The organism is Pseudomonas sp. SCA2728.1_7 (assembly GCF_018138145.1).
GTDB classification, from domain to species: Bacteria; Pseudomonadota; Gammaproteobacteria; order Pseudomonadales; family Pseudomonadaceae; genus Aquipseudomonas; species Aquipseudomonas koreensis_A.
Map to the genome: position 1 here is coordinate 5,202,297 of NZ_CP073104.1, position 26,822 is coordinate 5,229,118.

Here is a 26,822-nt window from a genome sequence, read left to right on the forward strand (position 1 = left end):
ACCGATGGGCATTTTTGTCTTTCTTTTCGGGGCGGATGTTCGCTAGGGTCAATGTCAAATTTATGGAGCACCAACATCCCCTGTAGGAGTGAGCCTGCTCGCGATAGCGTCATTACGGCCAACATCAGTGTTGACTGAACCACCGCTATCGCGAGCAGGCTCACTCCTACAGGTAAAGGCATAAAAATCACAAGAGGCCTAGCATGCACAGCGAGTTCCCCACCGAATCCAGCTACCGCGATCAACGCGAACAGTTCATCGCCGCCGCCAATGCCGCCGGCGCCACGCTCACCTCCTACACACATCCACGTTGCGGGCCATTCGGCGAACCGCTGAGCACCGACGTCGCCGTGCTCGGCGATCCACAGGCCAAACGTCGTCTGGTAGCACTCAGCGGTACGCACGGCGTCGAGGGCTATTACGGTTCGGATTGTCAGATCGATTGGCTGAAGGCATTCGTACCGGGCTCACTGCCCAAGGATGTTGCGGTGGTCATGGTTCACCTGATCAACCCATGGGGCACCGCATGGCTGCGTCGGGTCAATGAAGACAACATCGACCTCAACCGCAATCACCTGGATTTCACCGGGCCGTTGCCGGATAACCGCGCGTACGCCGCACTGCATGAAATCTACGCCTGCACCGATCTGCACGGCCCCGAGCGCAAGCGCGCCGATGCCTTGCTCGACGCAGAGATCAACGAACACGGCTGGCCGGCGGTGATGTCGATTGTCGAGGGCGGCCAGCACAGCCATCCCGACGGCCTGTTTTACGGTGGCCGCGCGCCGAGCTGGTCGAACCGCACGCTGCATCAAATCATCGAAACGCATCTGGCTGGCGCTGAAACCGTGATGTGTTTTGACCTGCACACTGGCGCCGGCGAATACGGCCATCCGATGTTGCTGACCATCACCCAAACGCCTTACCCGGCACTCGCGCAGGCCCAGGCAATTTATGGCCCATGGCTTTACACGCTGCACACCGGCGCCGACACCCTGAGCGAAACCGGAGTGGCAGCGACGGCTACCGGGTACACCTCGCAGGCGTTGCTTAATGCATTGCCGGACGTGCAATTGATGCCGTTCGTGATCGAGTGCGGGACGTATCCGGGGCCGGATGTACATCGGTATTTGCGTGATGACCACTGGTTGCATTTGCATGGTGATCCACTGGATGCGACGGGGCGGAGGATCAAGTTGAATCTGCTGGAGCAGTTTTATCCGGCGGATCCGGACTGGCGCGCAATGGTCGGTTTGCGCACTCGGCAGATCTGGGCGAAGGGGTTGTCGGCGCTGGGTAACTGGTCGCAGTAAATCATCAGTACCTTGGCTGTCGGCACTTTCCTCCAGGCACAAAAAACGGCTCACTTTGCGGTAAGCCGTTTTTTTGTGTTTGTGGTGCGCGATCTACTTCATACCTGGATCGAACCCGTTTCCTACAGCGTTTTTTCAACCAGATCGCTCGGTACCGATTCTGTCGAATGAAAAGGCATTTCGCGCCTGTAGTACCTCGCCCCCGACCTAGCGGTTGTTCTGCATTTCTCCTACAGACTTTTCAGGTCGACAACTTACGCACCGCTGCCTGAGGATGTTTTCTGTTGTTTTCTCCAGGATGGATTTCAGATGAAAGGGATAAGTCCGTTGCCATTCAATTCTATTTTCAGTCGGCCATTGTCATGAGTGTTTCCAATGAGGACCGCGATTTTCTGGTGGCGATGGGCAGTCGCATTGCTCACTTACGCACAGTGCACGAGATCACACAGACTCGGTTTGCACGGGCTTTAGGTCTTTCCCGGCAAACCTTTCAGGGCTACGAGGAGGGCACTCGCAGCATGCCGGTCACGACACTGGTGAAGATGGCATTTGCGCTGCGCGTGCCTGTTGAAGACCTGCTCGGGGTTCCTTCGTACACGGAGACGCCCAGACGCAGCTTGACCTCGACGTGGTATCGACGGCTGCAGTCAATCAATGAGCTTTCGAAGGTCCAGCAGAAGGTCATTGCGCAGATGCTCGACGCACTGATCGCACAGGCAGCGACCAAAGCGAGCAACGAAGAGAAGGATATTTTGAAGTAACAGATTACCGAGACTTTTCTCGAGGCATAAAAAAACGGCCTACCTTTCGGTAAGCCGTTTTTAGTACTTGGTGGCTACACAGGGACTTGAACCCCGGACCCCAGCATTATGAATGCTATGCTCTAACCAACTGAGCTATGTAGCCAAGTGGCGCGCATTATTCCCCTGAAATGGAAAAGCGTCAAGCGTAAATTTAAAATATTTCTTCTTATTTTCAACCGCTTATCCTCCAGCCCGGAAAATCCGGGCTGGGCAGGGCATCAACGCAGCTGAAATCTTGCCGTATTGGCGCTCAAGGCGTGGCTGCCCTGACTCAGGGTATCCGCCGCGAGGTTCACCGCCCGTGCACCTTCGAGCAAACGCACGGCCGCCTGATCGACCTGCTGGATATTGCCGCTGACCTCGTCGGCGGTACTCGCCTGTTCCTCGACTGCCGTGGCGATCTGCGCGAGGGTGTCGGTGACGCTCTGCACGGCGCTGGCGATTTCGCCCAAACGCTCACCGAGACCGGTGACCGACTCGGCATCGGTTTGCGCCTGGCCGCACGCGGCTTCCATCAGGCTCACGGCTTCGTTGACCGTGGCGCGCAGGCTGTCGACCGTGCCGGCGATCTGCGCGGTGGATGACTGCGTACGTTGTGACAGGCTGCGCACCTCATCGGCGACCACAGCGAAACCGCGTCCTTGTTCACCAGCTCGCGCGGCTTCGATGGCTGCGTTGAGCGCGAGCAGATTGGTCTGTTCGGCGACACCGCGAATCGTGTCGACGACCAATTGAATCTGCTGGCCTTGCTCGCTGACCCGGCCCAGCGCTGCAGCAGTTTCGTTCAAACGCTGATTGAGCTGTTGAATACTCGCCGTGGTGCGCTGGCTGTCGCGGCTGCTGTCGGCGGCGATGCGCCGGGTGTGTTGGGCGCTGCCAGAAGCCTGCTCGCAACTCTGCGCCACGCCTTGCGAGGTTGCGGCCAATTGCGTGGCAGCAGCGGCGATCTGGCTGATCTGCAACTGTTGCGCTTCGACTTCGTCGAGGGCGCCGCTGGAGTGTTCGTTGAGGCTGCGCACGGCATTGCTCAGTTGCGAGGTTTCGTGATCGACACCGAGCATGCTCGTGCGCAGTTGCACCACGGCAACGTTGAGCGCAGTGCTGATTGCCGCCAGTTCGTCGCGGCCCACCACCGGCACTTGCAGGCTGAGGTTGCCGTCACGCAACGCTTCGGCGAGCAGGGTGATGCCGCTGGCGCTGCGGCGGATCGAGGCTTGCAGGCAGACAAACAGGTACAGCGCCGCCAGCAGCAGGCAGCCGAAGATGGCTGCGACGAGGATGAACTGACGGATCGCCGAGTTGTGGTAGGCGTCGAGCCTTTGATCCAGCGACACCAGCGATTGCTGGCGCAGGGCGGCGAGGTCGCTCAGCATGGCATCGAGGCTGCGTTCGAAGTCGTCAGGTTTGAGGTTGATGCTGCCGCCGAATACGCCGTCATCTAGGACCTTCAAACCGCTGTCGAGGTGTTTGAGGCTGTCGTGGTATTGGCTGGCCCAGCTCTGCTGGTCTTTCGGCAGGCGTGCTTCGAGCAGCGTGGCGGTTTTCACCAGTTGCTCGCGGGCATCGCCGATGCGGCTGCGCAGGTCACGTAATTGCAGACGGCTTTGCAGGGTGAATTGGCCGGAGACCACCGAGGCCTGACCGACCGCAGCGAGGCGTCCGACCCGTTCGATGAGATCCGGCGCGTGCTGCGTGGATATTTGCGTCAGCAGGTAGGTTTCCAGCCACGGCGCGAGGGTCAGGCGATTGTCCATGACGATTTGTTCGCGCAACGCTTGCAGGGCGCTGAGGGCGTTGGTGAAGCGGTCGTAACCGTCCGGCCACCAACCGACGCTGCTGAGGCTTTTCGAGTCCAGGCTGTTGAGCGCGGTTTGCAGTGCTTGATAGCGGGTGAGGGTTTCGCCTTCGGCACCTTCGTTTTTCAGCGCGTTGCCCAAATCGGTGGTGGCTTGCAGAACTGCCGGTTGTACCGCGTCGAATGCACCCATGGCGGCGAGCGTGGCAGGCGTCGGTTGGCGATTGGTTTCGGTGGCGCGCCAACGGGCGGCACGGTCACGTTGCGCGGCGAGCAGGTTGTCCAGCGCATCCAGTGCGAGCAACTGCCGCACGCCAGCGCGTTCGCCGTAAATCAGATTGAGTTTGTCGCGATAGTCCTGGCCGATCATCAACAGGCTGCCGGCCAACGGCAGAATGAACAACAGAAACAACAACTGGAATTTACCTGCGAAGCCAAACCGCCCCAGCAAATTGATCCCCGGTGAAAGGAAAGCCTGCATGCCCCATGACTCCTCTGGACACCACGCACCAATGGCGTGCATCGCGGTCGTTGGACGTTGATGTTGTGCCCTGCTAAAAGGCCTCGAAAGTTCACTCTCGCCCGCTCTGTAGGCCGGCTCTGTAGCGAAACTTCCCATTGTCGGTCGCCTTTGTAAGGCGCCCGCGTTCAAGGGGAGAAGCAAGGCAAGATTCAGACCATGGCGTTGCGCTATCACTTTGCAGTCGACGACCAGTCAGTTAGTTAGCTGGCTAAGGGGATGGCGTTGGCGCACCGAAAAATGGCACATTGACGCACCTGCCTGCGTGCACCCATCTGCTGTCCGGAAACTTCCATGGCTATCAGCAACGTTCAGACCGCCGCTGCCTCGGCGCCCGCTGCTCCCCAGAGCAGTCCATTGGTGATGCGGATCATCGGCGCGGTGGCGCTGGCGCATTTGATCAACGACCTGATCCAGTCAGTGCTGCCGTCGATCTACCCGATGCTCAAGGCCAATTACGGCCTGACCTTTACTCAGGTCGGGCTAATTACTCTGACCTTTCAGCTGACCGCATCTTTGTTGCAGCCGTGGGTCGGTTATCACACCGATCGGCACCCGAAACCGTGGCTATTGCCGGCCGGTTCGATCTGTACGCTGATTGGCATCGTGATGATGTCGATGGTCGGCAGTTTCCCGTTGATTCTGCTGGCGGCAGCGCTGATCGGTATCGGCTCCTCGACGTTCCACCCTGAGGCTTCGCGGATTGCCCGACTGGCTTCGGGCGGACGCTTTGGGTTGGCGCAATCGACCTTCCAGGTCGGCGGTAACGCAGGTTCGGCCTTCGGCCCGTTGCTGGCGGCGGCGATCATCATCCCGTTCGGCCAAGGCAATGTGGCGTGGTTCGGCTTGTTCGCGGTGTTTGCGCTGTTCGTGCTGTACCGCATCAGTCGCTGGTATGCCCATCACCTCAATCTGTTCAAGCTCAAGGCCGGTCAGGCAGCGACTCACGGGTTGTCGAAGGGCAGGGTAACCAGCGCATTGGTGGTGCTGGGACTGTTGGTTTTCTCCAAGTATTTCTACATGGCCAGCCTCACCAGTTACTTCACCTTCTACCTGATCGAGAAGTTCGACTTGTCGGTGGCCAGTTCGCAGTTGCACCTGTTCCTGTTCTTGGGCGCGGTGGCGGCGGGGACGTTCTTCGGCGGGCCGATCGGCGACAAGATCGGCCGTAAAGCGGTGATCTGGTTTTCGATCCTCGGCGTGGCACCGTTCACGCTGCTCATGCCTCACGTTGACCTGTTCTGGACCACGGTTCTCAGCGTGGTGATCGGCTTCATTCTGGCTTCTGCGTTCTCGGCGATTGTCGTGTACGCGCAGGAACTGGTGCCGGGCAACGTCGGGATGATCGCCGGAATCTTCTTCGGCTTGATGTTTGGTTTTGGCGGGATTGGCGCGGCGCTGCTCGGGCATCTGGCGGATATTCACGGGATTGAGTACGTGTATTACCTGTGTTCGTTCCTGCCGTTGTTTGGGGTACTGGCGATTTTCCTGCCGCGCACCAAAAAGCCCTGATTCACACATTACCCATTGTAGGAGTGAGCCTGCTCGCGATAGCGGTGTGTCAGACAGCACATCTGTAGCTGATAGAACGCTATCGCGAGCAGGCTCACTCCTACAGGGGATTTTTGGTGTGGCGGAGAATGTTTCATGTCTAGTCCTGAAATAGGTTTACACCTATTCACCCTAACGCCCGATGCACCGCATCGGGCGTTTTGTATTTTAAGGAAAGGTGCGGCCGCTCTTGGTTGTAGATCGTAATAGCCTCCCGCACCATCTGTTCAGCCTGTTCTAGATTTTCTGGCCTGTAGAGCAGCAGCTCTGTTTTCAGAATGCCGTTAACCCGCTCTGCGAGAGCGTTTTGGTAGCAATCGTAGCCATCGGTCATTGAGCAAGTGACGTCATGTTTGGCGTGCAGCTTCTGGTAAAGATCAGAGCAGTACTGTGCGCCTCGATCCGAGTGATGCACCAGTCGTTGCTTTGTTCGGCGCTCTTTTAGCGCCTTTCGGAAGGCTTGAGCCACGGATTTGGCGTGCAGGCTGTCATGTACGTGAAAGCCGACAATTTTTCTCGAGTAAGCATCTGTCACCAAACTCAAGTAAACAGATCCTTCTCGTGTGGGGATGTAGGTGATATCTGCTACCCAGACTTGTTCTGGGCCGGTCGCAATCACTTGATGCGGGCCAGGTTTCAGGAGGTTGGGATGGCAGCGAAAACGATGATGGCTGTCAGTCGTCTTGTGATAGGCCCGTTTTCTACGTACCAGTTGTCGATGATCGCGCAAAACATCGAATAGACGATCCCTTCCAACATGCAGTTCTTGTCTCTCGCGTTTGGCATGCATCATCGAATGTAACTTACGAGTACCGATGCAGGGCTGACGTAAGCGGATCTCATGCACAAACTTGATGAGCTTCTGGTCTTGCTCAAGCCTGGATCGGTAAGCCCGATCTCGCTTGTAATAGGCTTGGCGACTTATTCCCATAAACTGGCAAGCCCTGCTGACACTCAGGGTTTGGGTTTGCGCAACGACTTGCCTGGCCGCTTTTTTACAACGGATACGCCATAGTCATTCTTCAGAACATCGACCACGTCTTCAAAAAATTTGGCTTTCTGATTGGCCAGCGCCAATTGTTCTTCAAGCTCTTTGATTCTCTGCTCAGGCGTCAGCGGCAAAGTTGGCTCGTCCATCGGTCGAGTCCTCTGAGAGCGAATGGAGGCGCCTTGGCTCCAATCCTGCCGACCATGCTTGCGTAACCAAACCAGAACCGTCGACCGGCCTTGAATCCCATAGCGCCGTTGAGCCTCTTTATAACTCAACTCGCCTTTTTCGACCTGATCGACAACCGACAATTTAAAAGTCAGTGTGTAATCGCGCTGACTCCGCTTTTCGCCCGTCTCCATTGCACCCTCCTGATAAGAAGCCAGAAGGTGTAAACCTTATTTAGGACGAGGCATCAGGCACAAAAAAGCCGCGTATCAAACGCGGCTTTTTCTTGGGCGTAACGCTTACACGTTGAAGCGGAAGTGCATCACGTCGCCGTCCTTGACGATGTAGTCCTTGCCTTCCAGACGCCATTTACCGGCTTCTTTGGTACCGGCTTCGCCCTTGTACTGGATGAAGTCGTTGTAGGCGATGACTTCGGCGCGGATGAAGCCTTTCTCGAAGTCGGTGTGGATCACGCCGGCAGCCTGAGGTGCGGTGGCACCGACTTTGACGGTCCAGGCGCGGACTTCTTCGACACCGGCGGTGAAGTAGGTCTGCAGGTGCAGCATTTCGTAGCCGGCGCGGATCACGCGGTTCAGGCCAGGCTCTTCCAGGCCCAGGGCCTCGAGGAACATGTCCTTCTCTTCGCCGTCATCGAGCTCGGCGATTTCCGCTTCGATCTTGTTGCAGACCGGAACGACCATCGCGCCTTCTTCTTCGGCAATGGCGCGAACCACGTCCAGGTGCGGGTTGTTCTCGAAACCGTCTTCAGCGACGTTGGCGATGTACATGACCGGTTTGGTGGTCAGCAGGTGGAAGCCCTTGATCACCGCTTTTTCGTCGGTGCTCATGTTCTTCATCAGGCTGCGTGCCGGCTTGGCTTCGGTGAAGTGCGCGATCAGTTGCTCCAGCAGAGCCTTCTGAACCACGGCGTCCTTGTCACCACCCTTGGCGTTGCGCGCGACTTTCTGCAGTTGCTTCTCGCAGCTGTCGAGGTCGGCGAAGATCAGTTCCAGGTCGATGATTTCGATGTCGCGTTTCGGGTCGACGCTGTTGGAAACGTGGATCACGTTTTCGTCTTCGAAGCAGCGCACCACGTGAGCGATCGCGTCGGTTTCGCGGATGTTGGCGAGGAACTTGTTGCCCAGGCCTTCACCTTTCGAGGCGCCGGCAACCAGGCCTGCGATGTCGACGAATTCCATGGTGGTCGGCAGGATGCGCTTCGGATTGACGATGGCCGCCAGGGCTTCCAGACGCGGATCCGGCATCGGCACGATGCCGCTGTTCGGCTCGATGGTGCAGAAGGGGAAGTTCTCGGCCGCGATACCGGATTTGGTCAGGGCGTTGAACAGGGTGGACTTGCCGACGTTAGGCAGGCCGACGATGCCGCAATTGAATCCCATGGTGTTTCCCCTCGGAGTAGAGTCAGGCCTTCTGGCTGTGCAGGTTTTTCATCGCGCGGTTCCATTCACCGGCGAGGATATCCGGCAGCACGCCGAGGGCAAAGTCGATGCTGGCATCGAGTTTTTCCTGTTCGGCGCGTGGCGCACGACCCAGGACGAAATTTGAAACCATACTGGCGACGCCCGGGTGGCCAATGCCAAGCCGCAGGCGGTAGAACGTATTCTGATTACCCAGTTGCGCAATGATGTCGCGCAACCCGTTGTGACCGCCATGGCCGCCGCCCTGCTTGAGCTTGGCAACGCCCGGAGGCAAGTCGAGTTCGTCATGCGCCACCAGAATTTCTTCAGGCTTGATGCGGAAGAAACCGGCGAGTGCCGCCACGGCCTGGCCGCTGCGGTTCATATAAGTGGTGGGAATCAGCAGACGAACATCCTGACCCTGATGCGAATAGCGCCCGGTCAGGCCGAAATATTTGCGATCGGCCACAAGATTCACATTCTGTGCGTGGGCGATGCGCTCAACAAAAAGGGCCCCTGCGTTATGCCGGGTCTGGTCGTATTCGGCGCCTGGATTTCCCAGGCCAACGATCAGTTTGATGGCAGTCACGATAGGGGCCCTTCCTTTGAGTGGTGAGTAACATCGCCGCGATCAGGCAAAGCGGCGAAAGTGGACGAAAAATGCTCATTTACCATGGATGTAAACTCCGCGTTCTCGCCCGCTTTCTCGCTACGTTCCAGTCCGCGATGTTACTTGCTCACTCAGGCATGACAGAGTGAATTACTCTGCTGCGCCTTCTTCAGCTTCTGGAGCAACGCGTGGAGCGTGTACGTTTGCAACAGCTTTGTCGTCGCCGTGAGCCAGTGCAACGAACTCAACGCCTTTAGGGGCTTTGAGGTCGGACAGGTGGACGATTGCGCCGATTTCCAGAGCCGACAGGTCGACTTCGATGAACTCAGGCAGATCTTTCGGCAGGCAAGTTACTTCGATTTCGTTCAGGACGTGCGAGATCTCGCCGCCTTTCTTGATCGGAGCTTCTTCACCAACAAAGTGCACAGGCACGATAGCGGTCAGTTTCTGGCCGGCTACGACGCGTACGAAGTCAGCGTGCATGACGTGACCCTTGGACGGGTGACGTTGCAGAGCTTTGATGATGACGTTCTGCTTTTTGCCGCCAACGTTCAGTTCGATAACGTGGCTGTAGGCAGCTTCGTTTTCGAGCAGTTTGGCAACTTCTTTGGCCAGCATGCTGATGGATTCAGGGGCTTTTTCGCCACCGTAAACTACAGCTGGAACCAGGCTAGCGATACGACGCAGGCGGCGGCTCGCACCTTTCCCCAGGTCGGAACGCACTTCAGCATTCAGAGTAAAATCGTTCATTTTGTATCTCCAAAATAGCCATGACCGGAGTGGCGTTTGCGACCAGCGCCAAACACGGTATGGGCAAAAAAGCCCCGCCCCGGCAGGAATGCCGGGGCGGGGCGCTTTTCGTCAACGAGACATTTCGACAAGGGCAGGGCCCTTAACGGAACATCGCGCTGATCGATTCTTCATTGCTGATGCGGCGAACCGCTTCGGCAACAACCGGTGCGATATCCAGTTGACGGATACGTGCACAGGCTTGTGCTGCAGCGGACAGCGGGATGGTGTTGGTCACCACCAGCTCGTCCAGCACGGAATTTTCGATATTCTCGATGGCCCGACCCGACAGCACAGGGTGTGTGCAGTAGGCAAAGACCTTGGCTGCGCCATGCTCTTTCAGGGCCTTGGCCGCGTGGCACAGAGTGCCGGCGGTATCGACCATGTCATCGACCAGAATGCAGGTACGCCCTTCGACATCACCGATGATATGCATCACTTCAGAGTGATTGGCTTTCTCACGGCGTTTGTCGATGATCCCGAGATCCACGCCCAGGGATTTGGCAACGGCACGTGCACGCACGACGCCACCAATGTCCGGGGAAACGATCATCAGGTTTTCGAAGCGCTGATCTTCAATGTCATCCACCAGAACCGGGGAGCCGTAGATGTTATCTACCGGAATATCGAAGAAACCCTGAATCTGGTCAGCATGCAGATCAACCGTGAGAACACGGTCGATGCCGACTACGGTAAGCATGTCAGCAACGACTTTCGCGCTGATAGCCACACGTGCGGAACGCGGACGGCGATCCTGACGGGCATAACCAAAATAAGGAATAACAGCAGTGATACGAGTAGCCGAGGAGCGGCGGAAGGCATCAGCCATCACTACCAGTTCCATCAGGTTATCGTTGGTCGGAGCGCAAGTCGGCTGAATAATGAAAACGTCTTTACCGCGAACGTTTTCATTGATCTCGGCAGTAATTTCGCCGTCGGAGAACTTACCGACAGAGATGTCACCGAGAGGGATATGCAGCTGACGTACAACACGCCGAGCCAGATCGGGGTTAGCATTCCCCGTAAAGACCATCATCTTGGACACGCGCAGTACCTAGAGGCTGAGGGTAACCTGGATGAGTATAGAAAATGGCAGGGGCGGCTGGATTCGAACCAACGCATGGCAGGATCAAAACCTGCTGCCTTACCGCTTGGCGACGCCCCTGTATCTGTTGCATCAAGTGCCGAGCACCTGGTTCCTTTAGAGCAGACTTTGCAGCTTGCGGTGCAACATCGAAACGTTGCTGCCTTTGGCTACAAACCCTGTAAGGGTCTCTGTCAGAAGGGCCGAGACTTTATCAGCTTCAGCTTTGCTTGGGAAGCCCCCAAACACACAACTTCCAGTTCCGGTGAGTTTTGCTTCGGTAAATTTACCTAACAAATCCAATGCGTTACGTACTTCTGGATAACGCCTTGCAACCACCGGCAAGCAGTCATTTCGACTGTTTCCCTCGGGAACGGGGCGCACTTTAATGGGCGGCGTGTTACGTGTCAACAAAGGATCGGAAAAAATTTCTGCCGTACTAACAGAGACTTGCGGTACGAGTACCAGATACCACGGTTCTTCGGGATCCACCGGGGTGAGTTTCTCACCCACGCCCTCGGCGAAAGCCGCATGACCACGGACAAAAACCGGCACGTCGGCACCGAGCGTCAGGCCCAGTGCGGCCAGGCGATCTTCATCCCAACCCAACTGCCACAAATGATTCAGGCCGAGCAAAGTCGTCGCCGCATTCGAACTGCCGCCACCGATGCCGCCGCCCATGGGCAGGACTTTATCAATCCAGATATCGATGCCGAGCGAACAGTCGGACTGTTGCTGAAGCATTTTCGCCGCGCGCACGATCAGGTTGCTGTCATGCGGCACGCCAGCGAACTCGGTGTGCAGTTGAATCACACCGTCATCACGCACGGCAAAGGTGATTTCATCGCCGTAATCGACAAATTGAAACAACGTCTGCAACTCGTGATAACCGTCTTCACGGCGCCCGAGAATGTGCAGCATCAAATTGAGCTTGGCCGGCGAGGGCAGGGTCAGGCGTGCAGCGGTCATGCTTTATTGCCCCAGCTTGCGCGGTTGCCAGGTCTTGATCACCAGCGTTACGTCGAGGTCAGTGCCGTGCAGCTTGATGCGTTCCGGCAACCAATAACCGTTTTGTTCGGTGTACGCGGTGTATTCAACTTTCCAGCCGTCCTGTTCCAGGCTGGCCAGGCGGCTGTCGGCATCCAGATTCAGGCGACTTTTACTGTCGGGAGCGGGCAGGCCACGCACCCACCAGGCCAGATTCGACACCGGCAGTTTCCAGCCGAGCTGTTCTTCGAGCAGGGCTTCCGGGGATTGCGATTCGTAGCGACCCTGGTTGGCAACTTCCAGCGAGACCTTGCCCGGACGTCCGGTCAGGCGTGCCGCACCACGACCCAGCGGGCCGGACAGACGAATGTCGTAGTAATCCTGACGTTGCAGCCAGAAAAGCGTGCCACTACCGGAATCTTTCGGCGCGCGGATGCCGATCTTGCCGTCGATCTGCCAGCCGTCGAGGCCGCTCAGCTGTTGTTTGTTCGCGGCCCATTGAGCCGGACTGCCGTGGCCCTCGACCGATTCGCGAGTGCCAAAACCCGAGCAGCCAGCGAGCAGGGCGATGAAGCTGAAAACAATAACGTGGCGCAAAAACATGAGTTAAAGAGTCTCGGATCCGGTCAGGCGCTTGATGGTGCTGCGCAGAATGGTGCTGTCGGGCTGATCCTTGAGGAATTTGCCCCAGATTTGTTTGGCTTCACGCTGGTTGCCCTTGGTCCACAACACTTCGCCCAGATGCGCGGCGACTTCGTGATCAGGGAAACGCTCCAGCGCTTGACGCAGATATTTCTCGGCGTCATCCAGATTGCCCAGGCGGTAATTCACCCAGCCGAGGCTGTCGAGTACGGCCGGGTCTTCCGGGTTGATCTGGTGTGCCTGCTCGATCAGCGTTTTGGCTTCAGCGTAGCGCGTGGTGCGATCGGACAGGGTGTAGCCCAAAGCATTGAGTGCCATGGCGTTGTCCGGATCACGCTTGATGATCAGGCGCAGATCTTTTTCCATCTGTGCCAGGTCATTGCGTTTTTCCGCGAGCATGGCCCGGGTGTAGAGCAGATTCAGATCGTCCGGGTATTGCAGCAAAGCTTGCTGCAAGACTTTCCAGGCCTTGTCGTCCTGTTTATTGGCCGACAGGGTTTCCGATTCGATCAGGTACAACTGAATCGCGTAATCCGGTTGTTCGTCGCGCTGGGCGGCGAGTTTGCTTTGCGCTTCAGCGGTCTTGCCGTTGTTCATCAGAATATCGGCCTGACGCAATTGCGCTGGCAGATAGTCATTGCCCGGGCCGACCTGGGCGTACTCGATGAGGGCGCCTTGCGGGTCGTTGCGTTCTTCAGCGATGCGACCGAGGTTCAGGTGCGCCGAATCGACGTGGCTTTCACGGGCGATCAAGTCTTCCAGATAACCCTTGGCTTCATCCCAGGCTTTGGCTTCCAGGCAGACCAAGGCCAGCGAGTAGCGCAGTTCGTCGTCTTCCGGGTATTGCTGCACAAGGCTGGAGAACTCGGCTTTGGCGTCGTCCATGCGGTCTTGTTCGACCAGCATGCGTGCGTAAGTCAGGCGCAGGCGTTTGTCGTCCGGATACTTCTTGATGCTTTTCTGCAGCAGTGGCAGCGCTTCGTCGCCTCGGTTGAGAATTTGCAGCAGGCGCGCGCGCAGCAGAATCGGCGCGATCTCGCCGTCATCCGGCGGATTGTCTTCGAGCAGGGCCAGCGCGGCTTTGTTGTCGCCGTCCTGTTGCAAGAGCAGGGCCTTGCCGAAAATCAGCTGGCTGTTGTTCGGATGACGCTGCAACAAACGGTCAAAACTTTTCATCAGACCGTTGCGGGTTTCCTGATCGGTATCCGCTGCCGACAGCGCGAGGAAGTCGAAATGGGTGTCGCCCTTGCCCTGCAGGACCTTCTCCATATAGACCATCGAGTCGTCATAACGCCCGGCGCGCGCCAGTTGCACGGCAGCGGCGCGTTGCGCTTCGAGGTCGTCCGGGGCGTTTTTCGCCCAGATCAGCGCGGTATCGAGGGCCGGTTGATCGGCGCCCAGATATTCGGCGATACGGAATGCGCGCTCGGAGACGCCCGGATCCTGCGTATTGATGGCCTGGGTCACGTAGTTATCCAGGGCAATGTCGAAACGATTGCGCTGGCCGGCGAGTTCGGCGCTCAACAGGCTGAAAACGGTTTCCTCGCTGAACGAGCTGTAAACCTTGGGCTTTTCAGGCGCAGGCGTGGTGTCTTCAACCGACGGCGTACCGTCCGGCGAAACGGGAGCCAAGGCCTGGCAGCCGCTGAGGAAGACAAAAGCAAGGAGCAACGCGGAAGATCTATTCATATAGGAAGAGGACGACTAACCTGCGGTCGGATCATCATGACACAAGCCTTCGGCCAAACATAACCGAGACTCAATTGTGCCCATTATAGGGGCTGACGATTGGGACAATAGTCAGCGGTAGTTGTTCTGAATCTTTCGAAGGTGGACAATTGCCGGCTTCACGTCACCATCAGCGACCTTGAATGGCCTTCCTTGCACTCGGTATCAACCACAAGACTGCTTCAGTAGACGTCCGCGAGCGCGTGGCTTTTACTCCTGAACAGCTGGTGGAGGCCTTGCAGCAGCTCTGCCGACTGACCGACAGCCGCGAAGCCGCGATCCTCTCCACCTGCAATCGCAGTGAGCTTTATATAGAACAGGATCAGCTTTCTGCCGATATCGTGCTGCGCTGGCTGGCCGACTATCACCATTTAAGCCTCGATGAGCTGCGCGCGAGTGCTTATGTGCATGAAGATGATGCGGCAGTTCGTCACATGATGCGCGTCGCCTCCGGGCTCGACTCGCTGGTGTTGGGCGAACCGCAGATTCTCGGCCAGATGAAATCGGCCTACGCCGTGGCCCGCGAGGCCGGAACCATCGGCCCGCTGCTGGGGCGACTGTTTCAAGCGACCTTCAATGCCGCCAAACAGGTACGCACCGACACCGCTATCGGTGAAAACCCGGTGTCCGTGGCGTTTGCTGCCGTCAGCCTGGCGAAACAGATTTTCAGTGATTTGCAGCGCAGCCAGGCCTTGCTGATCGGCGCCGGCGAGACCATCACCCTGGTCGCCCGCCATTTGCACGAGCTGGGGGTCAAGCGCATCGTCGTCGCCAACCGCACGCTGGAACGCGCCAGTCTGCTGGCCGAACAGTTCGGCGCTCACGCGGTGTTGCTGTCGGACATCCCGGCGGAACTGGTGCGCAGCGATATCGTGATCAGTTCGACTGCCAGTCAGTTGCCGATTCTCGGCAAGGGCGCGGTTGAAAGCGCTTTGAAGCTGCGCAAGCACAAACCGATCTTTATGGTCGACATCGCCGTTCCCCGCGATATCGAGCCGGAAGTCGGCGAGTTGGACGACGTTTACCTTTATAGCGTCGACGATCTCCACGAAGTGGTAGCCGAGAACCTCAAGAGTCGCCAGGGCGCAGCCCAGGCGGCGGAAGAAATGGTTTCGGTCGGCGCTGACGATTTCATGGTGCGTCTGCGTGAGCTGGCGGCGGTCGATGTGCTCAAGGCCTATCGTCAACAGAGCGAACGCCTGCGCGACGAGGAGCTGCAAAAAGCCCTGCGCCTGCTCGCCAACGGCGGCAACGCTGAAGACGTGCTCGGGCAACTGGCCCGTGGCCTGACCAATAAACTGTTGCATGCCCCGAGCGTGCAATTGAAAAAGCTTTCTGCCGAAGGCCGCCTTGATGCGCTGGCCATGGCCCAGGAACTCTTTGCCCTTGAGGGCTCACCGGATAGCTTTTCGGATAAAAAACCGCAATGAAAGCGTCACTGCTCAATAAGCTGGATGTCCTCCAGGACCGTTTCGAGGAACTGACCGCGCTGCTTGGCGACGGCGAAGTCATTGCCGACCAGGCCAAATTCCGCGCTTATTCCAAGGAATACGCCGAACTCGAGCCGGTGGTACAAGGCTATAAAAAGCTGCTCAGCGTACAAAGCGATCTTGAAGGCGCGCAGGCGCTGCTCAAGGACAGCGACCCGGACATGCGCGAAATGGCCGTGGAAGAAGTCCGCGAAGCCAAGGAATTGCTGATCACCCTGGAAGCCGATCTGCAACGCATGTTGCTGCCCAAGGATCCGAATGACGGCCGCAACGTCTTCCTCGAAATTCGCGCCGGCACCGGTGGCGACGAGGCAGCGATCTTCTCCGGCGATTTGTTCCGCATGTACTCGCGTTACGCCGAGCGCCGTGGCTGGCGGGTCGAGATTCTTTCGGAAAACGAAGGCGAACACGGTGGCTATAAAGAAGTCATCGCGCGCATTGAAGGCGACAACGTTTACGGCAAACTGAAATTCGAATCCGGCGCGCACCGCGTACAGCGCGTGCCCGCCACCGAATCCCAGGGCCGTATCCACACCTCGGCCTGCACCGTGGCGGTGTTGCCCGAGCCGGACGAGCGCGAAGCCATCGAGATCAATCCGGCGGATTTGCGCGTCGACACGTTCCGTTCCTCCGGGGCTGGTGGTCAGCACGTCAACACCACCGACTCCGCGATCCGCATCACCCATATACCGACCGGCACCGTCGTCGAGTGTCAGGAAGAACGTTCCCAGCACAAAAACCGTGCACGGGCGATGGCGTGGTTGTCGGCCAAGCTCAATGATCAGCAAACCGCAGCGGCGGCCAATGCGATCGCCAGCGAGCGTAAATTGCTGGTGGGCTCGGGCGATCGTTCCGAGCGCATCCGCACCTACAACTTTGCCCAGGGCCGGGTTACAGACCATCGCGTCAACCTGACCCTGTATTCCCTCGATGAAATTCTTGCCGGTGGCGTTGAAGCGGTGATCGAGCCATTGCTGGCCGAATATCAGGCTGACCAACTCGCAGCGATAGGTGAATAAATGACCATCATTGCCAGCCTGTTGCGTGCCGCCGAATTGCCGGATTCACCGACTGCGCGTCTGGATGCCGAGTTGCTTCTGGCCGCGGCACTGGGCAAATCGCGCAGCTTTCTGCACACCTGGCCCGAGCGCATCGTGCCAAGTGAAGCAGCGCTGACCTTTGCCGAATACCTGCAACGTCGCCGTGGCGGCGAGCCGGTGGCCTACATTCTCGGGCAGCAGGGGTTCTGGAAACTCGATCTGGAAGTCGCACCGCACACGCTGATCCCGCGTCCGGACACTGAGTTGCTGGTGGAAGCGGCGCTGGAATTGCTGCCCGCGACCCCGGCCAAAGTGCTCGACCTCGGCACTGGCAGCGGTGCGATTGCTTTGGCCTTGGCCAGCGAGCGTCCGGCGTGGAAAGTCACCGCCGTGGATCGCGTACTCGAAGCCGTAGCTTTGGCCGAGCGCAATCGCCAGCGCCTGCATCTGAACAACGCCACGGTGCTGAGCAGCCATTGGTTCAGCGCGCTGGAAGGTCAGCGTTTCCAGTTGATCATCAGCAACCCGCCGTACATTGCTGCCGCCGATCCGCATCTGGTCGAAGGCGATGTGCGCTTCGAACCGGCCAGTGCGCTGGTTGCCGGTGAGGACGGTCTCGACGATCTGCGTCTGATCGTTGCGCAGGCCCCGGAACATCTGCAGGCCGCTGGCTGGTTGATGCTCGAACACGGCTATGATCAAGCCGAAGCCGTGCGTGATCTGCTGCTGACCCGCGGTTTCGAAGAAGTCCACAGCCGCACCGATCTGGGCGGTCATCAACGCATCAGTCTGGGGCGTCTGCCGTGCTGAATGATCAGGAATTGCTGCGCTACAGTCGGCAGATTCTGCTGCAACACATCGACATCGACGGGCAATTGAAGCTCAAGGACAGTCGCGTGCTGATCGTCGGTCTCGGCGGTCTCGGTGCGCCGGTTGCGCTGTATCTGGCCGCGGCCGGTGTCGGCCAATTGCATCTGGCGGATTTCGATACCGTCGACCTGACCAACCTGCAACGTCAGATCATCCATGACACCGACAGCGTCGGCATGAGCAAGGTCGACTCGGCGCTCAAGCGTCTGGGCGCGATCAATCCCGAGATCCAACTGATCGCTCACCGTCAGGCACTGGACGAAGATTCTCTCGCGGCTGCCGTGGCGGCGGTGGATCTGGTGCTCGACTGCTCCGATAATTTCTCCACTCGTGAGGCGGTCAACGCGGCGTGCGTGGCCGCGTGTAAACCGTTGGTCAGCGGTGCGGCGATTCGTCTGGAAGGTCAGCTATCGGTGTTCGACCCACGTCGTGCCGAGAGTCCGTGTTACCACTGTTTATACGGACACGGCAGCGAAGCCGAACTGACTTGCAGCGAGGCCGGTGTGGTCGGGCCGCTGGTCGGCCTGGTTGGTAGCCTGCAGGCGCTGGAAGCCTTGAAGGTGCTGGTCGGTTTCGGCGAACCACTGGTGGGTCGCTTGCTGTTGATCGATGCCCTCGGCTCGCGTTTCCGCGAGTTGCGCGTCAAGCGTGATCCGGGTTGCAGCGTCTGTGGTTCGCGCCATGCGTGAAGCGCCGATCGGCGTGTTCGACTCCGGTGTCGGCGGCTTGTCGGTACTGGCGGAAATTCAGCGTTTGTTGCCCAATGAATCACTGCTCTATGTCGCCGATTGCGGGCACATTCCCTACGGTGAGAAAACCCCTGAGTTCATTCGCCAGCGTTGCAGCGTGATGGCCGGGTTTTTCCGCGAGCAAGGTGCCAAGGCGTTGGTGCTGGCCTGCAATACCGCGACGGTCGCGGGCGTTGCCGATTTGCGTCGTGATTTTCCCGACTGGCCAATAGTCGGCATGGAGCCAGCGGTCAAACCCGCCGCCGCCGCAACCCGCAGCGGTGTGGTCGGCGTGCTCGCCACCACCGGCACATTGCAGAGCGCCAAATTCGCCGCGTTGCTGGATCGCTTTGCCGCTGATGTACGCGTGATCACCCAGCCATGCCCTGGCCTGGTCGAGCTGATTGAAAGCGGCGATCTGCACAGCGCCGAGTTGCGCCAGTTGCTGCAAGGGTATGTCGAGCCACTGTTGGCCAGCGGTTGCGACACGATCATTCTGGGCTGCACCCACTATCCCTTTCTCAAGCCGATGCTCAAGTCGATGATCCCAGCGGACATCACGCTGATCGATACCGGTGCGGCTGTAGCGCGGCAACTTCAGCGGCTTTTGGCGGAGCGCGATTTGCTCGCTGCCGGCCCGAACCAGGCGGTCAGATTCTGGACCAGCGCTGATCCTGCCTACTTCAGAAACATCCTGCCGCTACTGGGCCAGAGTGCCGGCGAAGTGCAAAACTTCGACTTGTAAAAAAATTGTGAAATAACTAAAAAATCAGCTGAACTTCTAAGCAGGCGCTAGCTTCTATAGCGAAGAGTTATCTAGAAAACCAAACGATCGTTCCGGAAAAGGAAGTTTCAACGTGAAGCGACTATTCTGCTTGGCCGCGATTGCGGCCGCACTGATGGGGCAAAGTTTTACTGCACAAGCGGCAGGTGTTGAGTTCGCAGTGGGGGCCACCAGCGACTCGACCATGACGTACCGCCTGGGCATGAATTTCGACTGGGACAAGAGCTGGCTGCAAAGTGACGTCGGTCGCCTGACCGGTTACTGGAGCGGCGCCTACACCTACTGGGAAGGCGACAAGACCTCGAGCAACAACAGCCTTTCGTTCTCGCCGGTGTTTGTTTACGAGTTTGCCGGTCAGTCGGTCAAACCGTATATCGAAGCGGGGATTGGCGTGGCGGCGTTCTCTAACACCAAGTACGAATCCAACAATCTCGGCGGCTCTTTCCAGTTTGAAGATCGCCTCGGTTTTGGTCTGCGTTTCAATGGCGGGCATGAAGTCGGGATTCGGGCGACGCACTATTCCAACGCCGGCCTTGCCAGTGACAACGACGGTGTAGAAAGTTACTCGCTGCATTACACGATGCCGCTCTAAGCCGAGCGCATACCCCCTGTAGGAGTGAGCCTGCTCGCGATAGCGGTGTGTCAGTCACACATATATTGACTGACACACCGCTATCGCGAGCAGGCTCACTCCTACATTTGTTTTGGGGTGTTCTTGGGATCAGCGGTAGGCGGTCGTGATGCCTTTGCGCTCTTCAATGCACTCGGGCGCGCCCATCTCGAACTCGCGGCAGATCAACGGTCGTTTCTCATAGATCGTGCACATCATGCTGTCGCGATCCAGCGCCGCGCACCAGCCGTCGTCCAGGCGCAGCATCACTTCGCCGCCCCATTCATCGGTATCGATAAAGCGATCAGGCACGCCGGTGTCGGTGATCAACATCACTTCGAGCTGGCAGCAGCACGCCGCGCAGGTCGAGCAGGTGACCGCCGGCTCGGTGATTTGCTGGTGGGGAATGGTTTTCATGGCGGCAGTGTAAGGCAGTCGCTGCTGTGCGTGTGAAAGGTCTGACAGACGCTCAGTGCGCCAACCGGCGCGCTATGGAATGCAGCAGCGGAAACAGCAGTGCCCAGAGCAGGCCGATGCCGATCAATGTCGGTAACTCGCCATAGGGAAATTGCACCCCGGCCAGTCGCCCGCCAGCGTAATACGACAACGCGCCGCCGACCGCGCCCAGCACGCTGGCCAGCCACCATGGCCGGGCGCTCCATGCCAGGCAATGACGCAACGTGGTCGCCAGCAGTGCCCAGAGCAGCATCAGCCACAGCGGAATCAGTGGCGACTGATCCTGAAACTCGAACACCCCGACACCACGCAACACACTGTCCACCGCCGTGCCGACAATCACCACGCTCAAAATCAAACGGCCTTCAGCCGCCCAACTGCTGATCCAGCGCAGATGAATCACCAACACCGCCAACGCCAGCAGCAGCCACAAGCTGTTGCCGCCGAGCACGCAGGTCAGCCAGCCGATCTGGAACAACACGGCATTGGCGACACGCTCAAGCATCGAAGCGTCCGAGCAGCGGTGCGGTCATTGCAGCCGGTTTGGCCAGCAACAACTGCGCGGTGCCGATGGTGCGTTCGAGGAAGCCGCCCTCGCAGTAACACAGGTAAAACTCCCACAGGCGCAGGAAATAATCGTCATAGCCCAGTTCGGTGAGACGGCCATGGGCGCGGCGGAAGTTCTCATGCCACAGGCGCAGGGTTTTTGCGTAATGCAGGCCGAAATCTTCCATGTGCAGCAGGTTCATATCGGTGTCGCGGCTGACCACCTCGAGCATTTTCTGCACACAGGGCAGGGCGCCGCCGGGGAAAATGTAGCGCTGGATGAAATCGACGCCGCGCTTGGCCTGTTCGTAGCGCTGTTCGCGGATGGTGATCGCCTGGATCAGCATCAAACCGTTGCTCTTGAGCAAGTGCGCGCATTGTTTGAAGTAGGTCGGCAGGAAGCGGTGGCCGACCGCTTCGATCATCTCGATCGACACCAGTTTGTCGTATTCGCCGGTGAGGTCGCGGTAGTCCTTGAGCAGCAGCGTGACCTGATCCTGCAAACCCAGTTGTTCGATGCGTTGTGCGGTAAACGCGTACTGTTCTTTCGAGAGTGTTGTGGTGGTCACGCGGCAACCGTAATTCTGGGCGGCGTAAAGCGCCATGCTGCCCCAACCGGTGCCGATCTCCAGCAAATGATCATCGGGTTTGAGCGCGAGCTTCTGGCAGATCCGCTCCAGTTTGTTCAGCTGCGCCTGCTCCAGGCTGTCTTCGGGCGTAAGGAACTGCGCCGCCGAATACATCATGGTCGGGTCGAGAAACTGTTCGAACAGATCGTTACCGAGGTCGTAGTGCGCGGCGATGTTTTTCTGCGAACCCTTGCGCGTGTTGCGGTTGAGCCAGTGCAGGCCTTGCACCAGCGGCCGGCCGAGGCGGGCCAGGCCACCCTCCATGGCATCGAGCACATCGAGGTTGCTGACGAACACGCGCACCACCGCTGTCAGATCCGGTGAACTCCAATAACCGTGGATAAACGCCTCGCCAGCACCAATCGAACCATTGCCGGCAACCATGCCCCAGACGGCCGAGTCGAGCACATGGATTTCCCCGAGCAAGGCACTGCCCGGCGTACCGAACATCAGACGTTCGCCATCCTCGACCACCAGCAGTTGCCCGTTTTTCAACTGAGCCAATTGGCGCAGCACTCCACGGCGCAGCAGCGATCCGGTCAAACCGTTGGCGCTGAACCGACTGACCGACAGACTAGAGGATTTCATGGCGGTGCTCCTTGGGAGGCACAGTGGCGGTTTGAAAGCTGCCGTCGGCAGCCTGATGAGCAAAGAGCGGTGCGCGTTTGAGCAGCAGGCGCATCGCCTGCCAGTAAATCGCCAAGGCAGTTTTCGCGGTCATCCACGGAAAGCGCCGCAAGTAACGATGCAGGCTGCGACGATCAAGATTTTCGCGTTGCAGATTGAGTGTGGCGTCGAACAGTTTTTGCTCGCCTTGCCAGTCGGCCATGTGCACACCGAGGGCTTGCGCGGCGGGACTGAAACTCATGCGGTATTCGAGATCGCGGGGCAGAAACGGCGAAACGTGAAAGGCTTTGGCCACGGCGAAGTGCTGATGAAAATCCTGCAGATTGGCGGGCGTGCGCGCCGGCAGCACATAGTGATAACGCTCGCGCCACGGCGTATTGGTGACTTCGCAAACAATCGCCGCCAGTTGTCCGTCGGCCTCATGGCAATAAAAGAAACTCACCGGATTGAACGACAACCCCCAACTGCGCGCCTGGGTCAGCAGGCAGATCGCGCCTTGCGGTTCATGGCCGATGGCGATGCCGACCTGCTGACGCACGGCATCGATCAGGCGCATGCCTCGGCCGGTAAAGGTCTTCAGGTAGTCGGTCTCGCGAAAGGAAAACGGCGCAAAGCGACTGCGCCCGGCCAGCGGCGACAGTGCAAGCACGGCGTCCTGTTCGCTGAGGTCGAGGTAGAGCAGACCGATCCGATAGCGGAATTCATGGCGGCGCGGCGAGAAACGCCGATGGCCGATCCAGCCGCTGTACAGGGCGCTGTTCATAAGGTTTCCCCGAACGCAGCGGCCACGCGTAAGGCGCTGACGACACCGTCCTCATGAAAACCGTTGGCCCAATAGGCGCCGCAATAATGTGTGTGCTGCGCGCCATCCAGTTCGCCCCAGCGATTCTGTGCCGCCACCGCAGCGAGGCTGAATTGCGGATGGGCATAGGTGTAACGGGCAAGCACTTTGTCGGGGCTGATGCCGGCGCTCTGATTGAGGCTGACGCAGAACGTGGTGTTGCTCTGAATGCCCTGCAGAATGTTCATGTCGTAGGTGACGGCGGCGTGGGTATGGCCAGCGCCGCTGAGCCGATAGTTCCAGCTCGCCCACGCAAGTTTGCGTGTCGGCAACAAGCGCGTGTCGGTGTGCAGCACCACTTCGTTGGCGGCGTAGGGCAGGGCGCCGAGGATCGCGCGTTCGGCATCGCTCGGCATCGCCAGCAGTTTCAACGCTTGATCGCTGTGACAGGCGAACACCACCTGATCGAAGTGTTCGAGGCCTGCCGGGCTGTGGATAACTACGCCATGCACGTCACGATCAACCCGGGTTACCGGGCAATTGATACGAATCCGCTCCTTGAACGCGGCTGTCAGCGGCGCGATATAGGCGCTCGAGCCGCCTTCGATAACTTGCCATTGCGGACGATCACTGACCGACAACAGTCCATGATTCTTGAAAAAACGTACGAAAAACTGCAGCGGGAAATTGAGCATTTCCGCCATTGGCATCGACCAGATCGCCGAGCCCATCGGCACGATGTAATGCAGGATGAAACGCTCGCCGTAACCGCCAGCCTTGAGGTATTCGTCGAGGGTGGTGTCGGCGGCGATGCGCAGTTCAAGGAGGTCGCGCTGGGCTTCTTTGTTGAAGCGCAGAATGTCGCGCAACATGCCCCAGAACCCGGGCGAAAACAGGTTGCTGCGCTGGGCGAACAGGCTGTTGAGGTTGTTGCCGTTGTACTCCAGACCGGTGTCCGGGTCGGTCACCGAGAAACTCATTTCGGTCGGTTTGAACGCTACGCCAAGCTGGCCGAGCAGACGGATGAAATTCGGGTAGGTCCAGTCGTTGAACACAATGAAACCGGTGTCCACGGCGTACTGCCGTCCAGCGACCGTAACGTCGACGGTGTGCGTGTGACCACCGACCCAGTCGCCGGCCTCGAACACCGTCACTTCATGGCGGCGATTGAGCAGGTAAGCGCAGGTCAGCCCGGCGATCCCGCTGCCGACGATGGCTATTTTCATGTCGGATCCGTCAGTGGTGGAGACTTGCGCACCATGCGCTTGCCGATCGCCAGTTGTACCCGCGATGGAAGTTTCGATAGCGGCCACAGCGCGGCCATGAACAGCGCCGGGAAGGCGATCTCCAGCGGCCGGTCCTTGAGCTTGGCGAAGATGTGCCGTGCGGCTTTATCCACAGGCCAGCTCAAGGGCATGGGGAAATCGTTTTTTGCGGTCAGCGGTGTTTCGACAAAACCCGGGCTGACCACGGTGACTTCAATGCCTTCGTCGGCCAGATCGATGCGCAGCGATTCGAACAGGTAACGCAATCCGGCCTTCGAGGCGCCGTAGGCTTCGGCTCGTGGCAGCGGCAGGTAGGTCACCGAGCTGGCCACGCCGATCAGATGCGGCGCAGTGCCTTTGCGCAGCAGCGGCAGGGCAGCCTCGATGCAATAACTGCTGGCGAGCAAATTGGTGCGCACCACATGCTCGATGATCGAGGAATCGAACTGCTTGGCGTCGACATATTCGCAGGTGCCGGCGTTGAGAATCACCGAGTCCAGCGAACCCCAGTCTGCGGCGATCTGCTCACCGATTTCGCGCACTGTCTGGCTGTTGGTCAGATCTCCCGGTACCACCAAAACCTGCCCCGGATAGCGTTGCGACAAGACCTTGAGCGGGGCGATCTGACGGGAACTGACCGCCAAGTGCGCACCGGTTTTCAGGATCTCTTCAGCCAGCGCGGCGCCGATGCCACTGCTGGCCCCGGTCAACCAATACCGCCGTGGAGGTGTACGACTCATCCCATTCTCCTTTTCAGCCAGGCAATGACCCGGCCCAATACTGGCAAGTGTTCATACAGCAGCGCCCCGGCATCGAAGTAATCCCGGTGGCGATAAACCTTGTCGCGCCAGAGCAGGTGCGAGCAGCCGCTGACGCGAATCAAGCGGCCACCCGCCAGGCGTGGATGGCGATAGCTCATGACCCAGCGCAGGTAACCTTCGCAGTCGCCGATCTGGTCGAAACCATGAAAGTCGAAATGCAGTTCGCTGACGTTGGCGTATAGCTCGCCGAAATAGTCGCGTAACTGCGCCAGCCCCTGGACCTCGTGCAGCGGGTCGGTGAAATGAATGTCATCGCTGTACAGCTCGCCCAGGCTTTGCAGGTTGTCTTTGTTCAACGCTGAAAATTGCCGGGCGAAGCGGCGCAGGAATTCACTCATCATCGCCTCCTGTAGATGTTCGCGAAGGCAGATTCTTGAAGGCTGCCAAGGCCCGCTGACGCGAGGCGCTGAGGTTGACGATCGGCGACGGATAGTCCGCCGCGCCGAACAATCCACCGACGGCGGCCGGGTTGTGCACTTGTTTTTTGTTGAGGCCGACCAGTTCCGGCAGCCAGTGCTTGATGAACAGGCCTTCGCTGTCGAATTTTTCCGACTGGCTCAGCGGGTTGAAGATGCGGAAGTACGGCGCCGAATCGGTGCCCGTCGACGAACTCCATTGCCAGCCACCGTTGTTCGCCGCCAGATCCCCATCGATGAGGTGACGCATGAAAAAGCGTTCGCCTTCGCGCCAGTCGATCAGCAGGTTTTTGGTCAGGAACATCGCCACGATCATGCGCAGGCGATTGTGCATCCAGCCGGTTTCGAGCAATTGGCGCATGGCTGCGTCGATGATTGGCAGACCGGTGCGCGCCTCTTGCCACGCGGCGAGATCGTCCGGCGCATCACGCCAGGCCAGCGCCTCGGTTTCCGGGCGGAAAGCGCGATGGCGGGAAACGCGGGGATAGCCGACCAGAATGTGTTTGTAGAACTCGCGCCACAGCAGCTCGTTGATCCAGGTGACCGCACCGACCTTGCCGCTTTCGAATTCGCCCTGATTGCTTTGCAGGGCGGCGTGCAGGCATTGGCGCGGTGAGATCACGCCGGCAGCGAGATACGCCGAGAGCTGACTGGTGCCGGGCTTGGCCGGGAAGTCGCGTTCGCTCTGGTAGTAATCGATCTGAGCGTCGGTGAAGGTGTCGAGGCGGCGTCGGGCTTCCTGTTCACCGGCTGGCCACAGCGCTCGCAGCGAGTCGCTCGGGGTCGCGAAGCCTTTGACGGAATCAGGAACCGGGTCGCTGTCGATGTTCAAAGCGCTTTGTTTGCCGGGAGCCTTTATCAGCGCAGGCATCGAGCGATGCAGGCGTTCGTAACAGACTTTGCGGAACTGGCTGAACACCTTGAAGTAACTCTCGGTCTTGGTCAGCACGCTGCCGGGTTTGAACAGCAACTGGTCGAGATAGCTGTGAAACGTGATGCCCTCGGCCTTCAGTGTTTCGGCCACCGCTGCATCGCGACGGCTTTCATGGACGCCATATTCTTCGTTGACGTGCACTGCCGCTATCTTCAGCTGCCGGCAGAGCTTGAGCAGTTCTGCCGGGGCCTGATCCCAATGGGTTGCAGTGCGAATCAGCAACGGGATGTTGAGTTGGCCAAGGCTTGCGCTTAACTCACTCAGGTTGCGCAACCAGAAGTCGACCTTGCACGCTGCATCGTCATGTTCCAGCCATTGCTGCGGACTCAACAGATACACGGCGACCGTCGGGCCGCGTGCTGCGGCGGCCGCGAGAGCGGTGTTGTCATGTTGGCGCAAGTCGCTGCGCAGCCAGATCAATTGCATGTC

26 protein-coding genes and 2 tRNA genes are annotated in these 26,822 nt (G+C 58.7%); 9 read left to right on the forward strand and 19 right to left on the reverse strand.

The features are described from left to right. Positions 1-203 precede the first annotated feature (203 nt). Together KBP52_RS23325 and KBP52_RS23330 are read left to right on the forward strand one after the other, a co-directional pair. Positions 204-1,313, forward strand: a complete 1,110-nt coding sequence (locus KBP52_RS23325) for a DUF2817 domain-containing protein (RefSeq protein ID WP_212621052.1) — start codon at positions 204-206, stop codon at positions 1,311-1,313. Positions 1,314-1,597: 284 nt separating this feature from the next. After that, positions 1,598-2,074, forward strand: coding sequence for a helix-turn-helix transcriptional regulator (locus KBP52_RS23330; protein ID WP_212621053.1), 477 nt, complete (start codon positions 1,598-1,600; stop codon positions 2,072-2,074). Positions 2,075-2,142: 68 nt separating this feature from the next. Here KBP52_RS23330 and KBP52_RS23335 read toward each other — a convergent pair. Beyond that, a tRNA-Met gene (locus KBP52_RS23335) sits at positions 2,143-2,219 on the reverse strand. Between the two features lie 115 nt (positions 2,220-2,334). Then, positions 2,335-4,392 (reverse strand): methyl-accepting chemotaxis protein, encoded by a 2,058-nt coding sequence (locus tag KBP52_RS23340; RefSeq protein ID WP_212621054.1) that lies wholly within the window; start codon positions 4,390-4,392, stop codon positions 2,335-2,337. 333 nt (positions 4,393-4,725) lie between these two features. Here KBP52_RS23340 and KBP52_RS23345 point away from each other — a divergent pair, with 333 nt between their 5' ends. Next, the gene (locus tag KBP52_RS23345) at positions 4,726-5,943 is read left to right on the forward strand and encodes an MFS transporter (protein WP_077574525.1); all 1,218 of its coding nucleotides are present in this window, start codon (positions 4,726-4,728) and stop codon (positions 5,941-5,943) included. Between the two features lie 166 nt (positions 5,944-6,109). Here KBP52_RS23345 and KBP52_RS23350 read toward each other — a convergent pair. The 9 genes from KBP52_RS23350 to KBP52_RS23390 all read right to left on the reverse strand — a co-directional run bounded on the left by KBP52_RS23350 (position 6,110) and on the right by KBP52_RS23390 (position 14,357). Next, positions 6,110-7,332, reverse strand: a protein-coding gene (locus KBP52_RS23350; RefSeq protein ID WP_212620801.1) for an IS3 family transposase whose coding sequence is annotated in 2 segments (ribosomal slippage) — positions 6,110-6,981 and positions 6,981-7,332 — 1,224 coding nt in all. Because the reading frame shifts where the segments join, the coding sequence is not laid out codon by codon here. 105 nt (positions 7,333-7,437) lie between these two features. Continuing rightward, positions 7,438-8,538, reverse strand: a complete 1,101-nt coding sequence (gene ychF, locus KBP52_RS23355) for a redox-regulated ATPase YchF (RefSeq protein WP_034156038.1) — start codon at positions 8,536-8,538, stop codon at positions 7,438-7,440. Between the two features lie 22 nt (positions 8,539-8,560). Beyond that, positions 8,561-9,145 (reverse strand): aminoacyl-tRNA hydrolase, encoded by a 585-nt coding sequence (gene pth / locus KBP52_RS23360; RefSeq protein WP_008079560.1) that lies wholly within the window; start codon positions 9,143-9,145, stop codon positions 8,561-8,563. Between the two features lie 171 nt (positions 9,146-9,316). Further along, entirely contained in the window at positions 9,317-9,916 is a 600-nt protein-coding gene (locus KBP52_RS23365) for a 50S ribosomal protein L25/general stress protein Ctc (protein WP_038360906.1), read from the reverse strand. A 142-nt stretch (positions 9,917-10,058) separates the two neighbouring features. After that, a complete protein-coding gene (locus tag KBP52_RS23370) occupies positions 10,059-11,000 on the reverse strand; it encodes a ribose-phosphate pyrophosphokinase (protein ID WP_003171603.1) in 942 nt (313 codons plus the stop codon). Between the two features lie 45 nt (positions 11,001-11,045). Continuing rightward, positions 11,046-11,120, reverse strand: a tRNA-Gln gene (locus tag KBP52_RS23375). A gap of 36 nt (positions 11,121-11,156) precedes the next feature. Then, on the reverse strand, positions 11,157-12,008 hold the full coding sequence (ispE, locus tag KBP52_RS23380; RefSeq protein ID WP_116031477.1) for a 4-(cytidine 5'-diphospho)-2-C-methyl-D-erythritol kinase: 852 nt from the start codon (positions 12,006-12,008) through the stop codon (positions 11,157-11,159). 3 nt (positions 12,009-12,011) lie between these two features. Next, a complete protein-coding gene (gene lolB / locus KBP52_RS23385) occupies positions 12,012-12,629 on the reverse strand; it encodes a lipoprotein insertase outer membrane protein LolB (protein WP_212621055.1) in 618 nt (205 codons plus the stop codon). 3 nt (positions 12,630-12,632) lie between these two features. Then, positions 12,633-14,357 (reverse strand): tetratricopeptide repeat protein, encoded by a 1,725-nt coding sequence (locus tag KBP52_RS23390; protein WP_077574522.1) that lies wholly within the window; start codon positions 14,355-14,357, stop codon positions 12,633-12,635. A 182-nt stretch (positions 14,358-14,539) separates the two neighbouring features. Between KBP52_RS23390 and hemA the strand changes: the two genes are divergently transcribed. From hemA to KBP52_RS23420, 6 genes are all read left to right on the forward strand, one after another. Next, complete coding sequence (gene hemA, locus KBP52_RS23395; RefSeq protein WP_007951716.1) at positions 14,540-15,826, forward strand: glutamyl-tRNA reductase; 1,287 nt, start codon at positions 14,540-14,542, stop codon at positions 15,824-15,826. Then, positions 15,823-16,905 (forward strand): peptide chain release factor 1, encoded by a 1,083-nt coding sequence (gene prfA, locus KBP52_RS23400; RefSeq protein WP_077574521.1) that lies wholly within the window; start codon positions 15,823-15,825, stop codon positions 16,903-16,905. Before hemA ends, prfA begins: the two co-directional genes overlap by 4 nt. Further along, positions 16,906-17,736 (forward strand): peptide chain release factor N(5)-glutamine methyltransferase, encoded by an 831-nt coding sequence (gene prmC, locus KBP52_RS23405; protein WP_212621056.1) that lies wholly within the window; start codon positions 16,906-16,908, stop codon positions 17,734-17,736. Next, positions 17,730-18,485, forward strand: coding sequence for a molybdopterin-synthase adenylyltransferase MoeB (locus KBP52_RS23410; protein ID WP_123595810.1), 756 nt, complete (start codon positions 17,730-17,732; stop codon positions 18,483-18,485). The genes prmC and KBP52_RS23410 overlap by 7 nt, the downstream gene beginning before the upstream one ends. Continuing rightward, the gene (gene murI, locus KBP52_RS23415) at positions 18,478-19,269 is read left to right on the forward strand and encodes a glutamate racemase (RefSeq protein ID WP_212621057.1); all 792 of its coding nucleotides are present in this window, start codon (positions 18,478-18,480) and stop codon (positions 19,267-19,269) included. The genes KBP52_RS23410 and murI overlap by 8 nt, the downstream gene beginning before the upstream one ends. A 112-nt stretch (positions 19,270-19,381) precedes the next feature. Beyond that, complete coding sequence (locus tag KBP52_RS23420) at positions 19,382-19,900, forward strand: acyloxyacyl hydrolase (RefSeq protein WP_016987213.1); 519 nt, start codon at positions 19,382-19,384, stop codon at positions 19,898-19,900. Between the two features lie 129 nt (positions 19,901-20,029). On the opposite strand, the gene KBP52_RS23425 is transcribed toward KBP52_RS23420, so the two are convergent. Genes KBP52_RS23425 through phrB form a run of 8 tightly spaced genes read right to left on the reverse strand, consistent with a single transcriptional unit; the run spans position 20,030 to position 26,819 of the window. Continuing rightward, positions 20,030-20,335, reverse strand: a complete 306-nt coding sequence (locus KBP52_RS23425; protein ID WP_007912865.1) for a YkgJ family cysteine cluster protein — start codon at positions 20,333-20,335, stop codon at positions 20,030-20,032. A gap of 52 nt (positions 20,336-20,387) precedes the next feature. Continuing rightward, entirely contained in the window at positions 20,388-20,879 is a 492-nt protein-coding gene (locus KBP52_RS23430; protein WP_212621058.1) for a DUF2878 domain-containing protein, read from the reverse strand. After that, positions 20,872-22,137, reverse strand: coding sequence for a cyclopropane-fatty-acyl-phospholipid synthase family protein (locus KBP52_RS23435; RefSeq protein ID WP_123595796.1), 1,266 nt, complete (start codon positions 22,135-22,137; stop codon positions 20,872-20,874). The genes KBP52_RS23430 and KBP52_RS23435 overlap by 8 nt, the downstream gene beginning before the upstream one ends. Further along, complete coding sequence (locus KBP52_RS23440; protein ID WP_212621059.1) at positions 22,124-22,939, reverse strand: DUF1365 domain-containing protein; 816 nt, start codon at positions 22,937-22,939, stop codon at positions 22,124-22,126. Before KBP52_RS23440 ends, KBP52_RS23435 begins: the two co-directional genes overlap by 14 nt. Next, positions 22,936-24,183, reverse strand: coding sequence for an FAD-dependent oxidoreductase (locus tag KBP52_RS23445; protein ID WP_212621060.1), 1,248 nt, complete (start codon positions 24,181-24,183; stop codon positions 22,936-22,938). The genes KBP52_RS23440 and KBP52_RS23445 overlap by 4 nt, the downstream gene beginning before the upstream one ends. Beyond that, positions 24,180-24,962, reverse strand: coding sequence for an SDR family NAD(P)-dependent oxidoreductase (locus tag KBP52_RS23450; protein WP_123595789.1), 783 nt, complete (start codon positions 24,960-24,962; stop codon positions 24,180-24,182). The genes KBP52_RS23445 and KBP52_RS23450 overlap by 4 nt, the downstream gene beginning before the upstream one ends. After that, complete coding sequence (locus tag KBP52_RS23455; protein WP_077574511.1) at positions 24,959-25,381, reverse strand: nuclear transport factor 2 family protein; 423 nt, start codon at positions 25,379-25,381, stop codon at positions 24,959-24,961. Before KBP52_RS23455 ends, KBP52_RS23450 begins: the two co-directional genes overlap by 4 nt. After that, positions 25,374-26,819 (reverse strand): deoxyribodipyrimidine photo-lyase, encoded by a 1,446-nt coding sequence (phrB, locus tag KBP52_RS23460; RefSeq protein WP_212621061.1) that lies wholly within the window; start codon positions 26,817-26,819, stop codon positions 25,374-25,376. Before phrB ends, KBP52_RS23455 begins: the two co-directional genes overlap by 8 nt. Positions 26,820-26,822: the final 3 nt, after the last annotated feature.

Coding starts and splice junctions, on each gene's coding strand:
- KBP52_RS23325 (WP_212621052.1), top strand. CDS start 204: ATGCACAGCGAGTTCCCCACCGAATCCAGCTACCGCGATCAACGCGAA.
- KBP52_RS23340 (WP_212621054.1), bottom strand. CDS start 4,392: ATGCAGGCTTTCCTTTCACCGGGGATCAATTTGCTGGGGCGGTTTGGC.
- KBP52_RS23345 (WP_077574525.1), top strand. CDS start 4,726: ATGGCTATCAGCAACGTTCAGACCGCCGCTGCCTCGGCGCCCGCTGCT.
- ychF (WP_034156038.1), bottom strand. CDS start 8,538: ATGGGATTCAATTGCGGCATCGTCGGCCTGCCTAACGTCGGCAAGTCC.
- KBP52_RS23365 (WP_038360906.1), bottom strand. CDS start 9,916: ATGAACGATTTTACTCTGAATGCTGAAGTGCGTTCCGACCTGGGGAAA.
- ispE (WP_116031477.1), bottom strand. CDS start 12,008: ATGACCGCTGCACGCCTGACCCTGCCCTCGCCGGCCAAGCTCAATTTG.
- lolB (WP_212621055.1), bottom strand. CDS start 12,629: ATGTTTTTGCGCCACGTTATTGTTTTCAGCTTCATCGCCCTGCTCGCT.
- KBP52_RS23390 (WP_077574522.1), bottom strand. CDS start 14,357: ATGAATAGATCTTCCGCGTTGCTCCTTGCTTTTGTCTTCCTCAGCGGC.
- hemA (WP_007951716.1), top strand. CDS start 14,540: ATGGCCTTCCTTGCACTCGGTATCAACCACAAGACTGCTTCAGTAGAC.
- prfA (WP_077574521.1), top strand. CDS start 15,823: ATGAAAGCGTCACTGCTCAATAAGCTGGATGTCCTCCAGGACCGTTTC.
- prmC (WP_212621056.1), top strand. CDS start 16,906: ATGACCATCATTGCCAGCCTGTTGCGTGCCGCCGAATTGCCGGATTCA.
- murI (WP_212621057.1), top strand. CDS start 18,478: ATGCGTGAAGCGCCGATCGGCGTGTTCGACTCCGGTGTCGGCGGCTTG.
- KBP52_RS23425 (WP_007912865.1), bottom strand. CDS start 20,335: ATGAAAACCATTCCCCACCAGCAAATCACCGAGCCGGCGGTCACCTGC.
- KBP52_RS23430 (WP_212621058.1), bottom strand. CDS start 20,879: ATGCTTGAGCGTGTCGCCAATGCCGTGTTGTTCCAGATCGGCTGGCTG.
- KBP52_RS23435 (WP_123595796.1), bottom strand. CDS start 22,137: ATGAAATCCTCTAGTCTGTCGGTCAGTCGGTTCAGCGCCAACGGTTTG.
- KBP52_RS23440 (WP_212621059.1), bottom strand. CDS start 22,939: ATGAACAGCGCCCTGTACAGCGGCTGGATCGGCCATCGGCGTTTCTCG.
- KBP52_RS23445 (WP_212621060.1), bottom strand. CDS start 24,183: ATGAAAATAGCCATCGTCGGCAGCGGGATCGCCGGGCTGACCTGCGCT.
- KBP52_RS23450 (WP_123595789.1), bottom strand. CDS start 24,962: ATGAGTCGTACACCTCCACGGCGGTATTGGTTGACCGGGGCCAGCAGT.
- KBP52_RS23455 (WP_077574511.1), bottom strand. CDS start 25,381: ATGAGTGAATTCCTGCGCCGCTTCGCCCGGCAATTTTCAGCGTTGAAC.
- phrB (WP_212621061.1), bottom strand. CDS start 26,819: ATGCAATTGATCTGGCTGCGCAGCGACTTGCGCCAACATGACAACACC.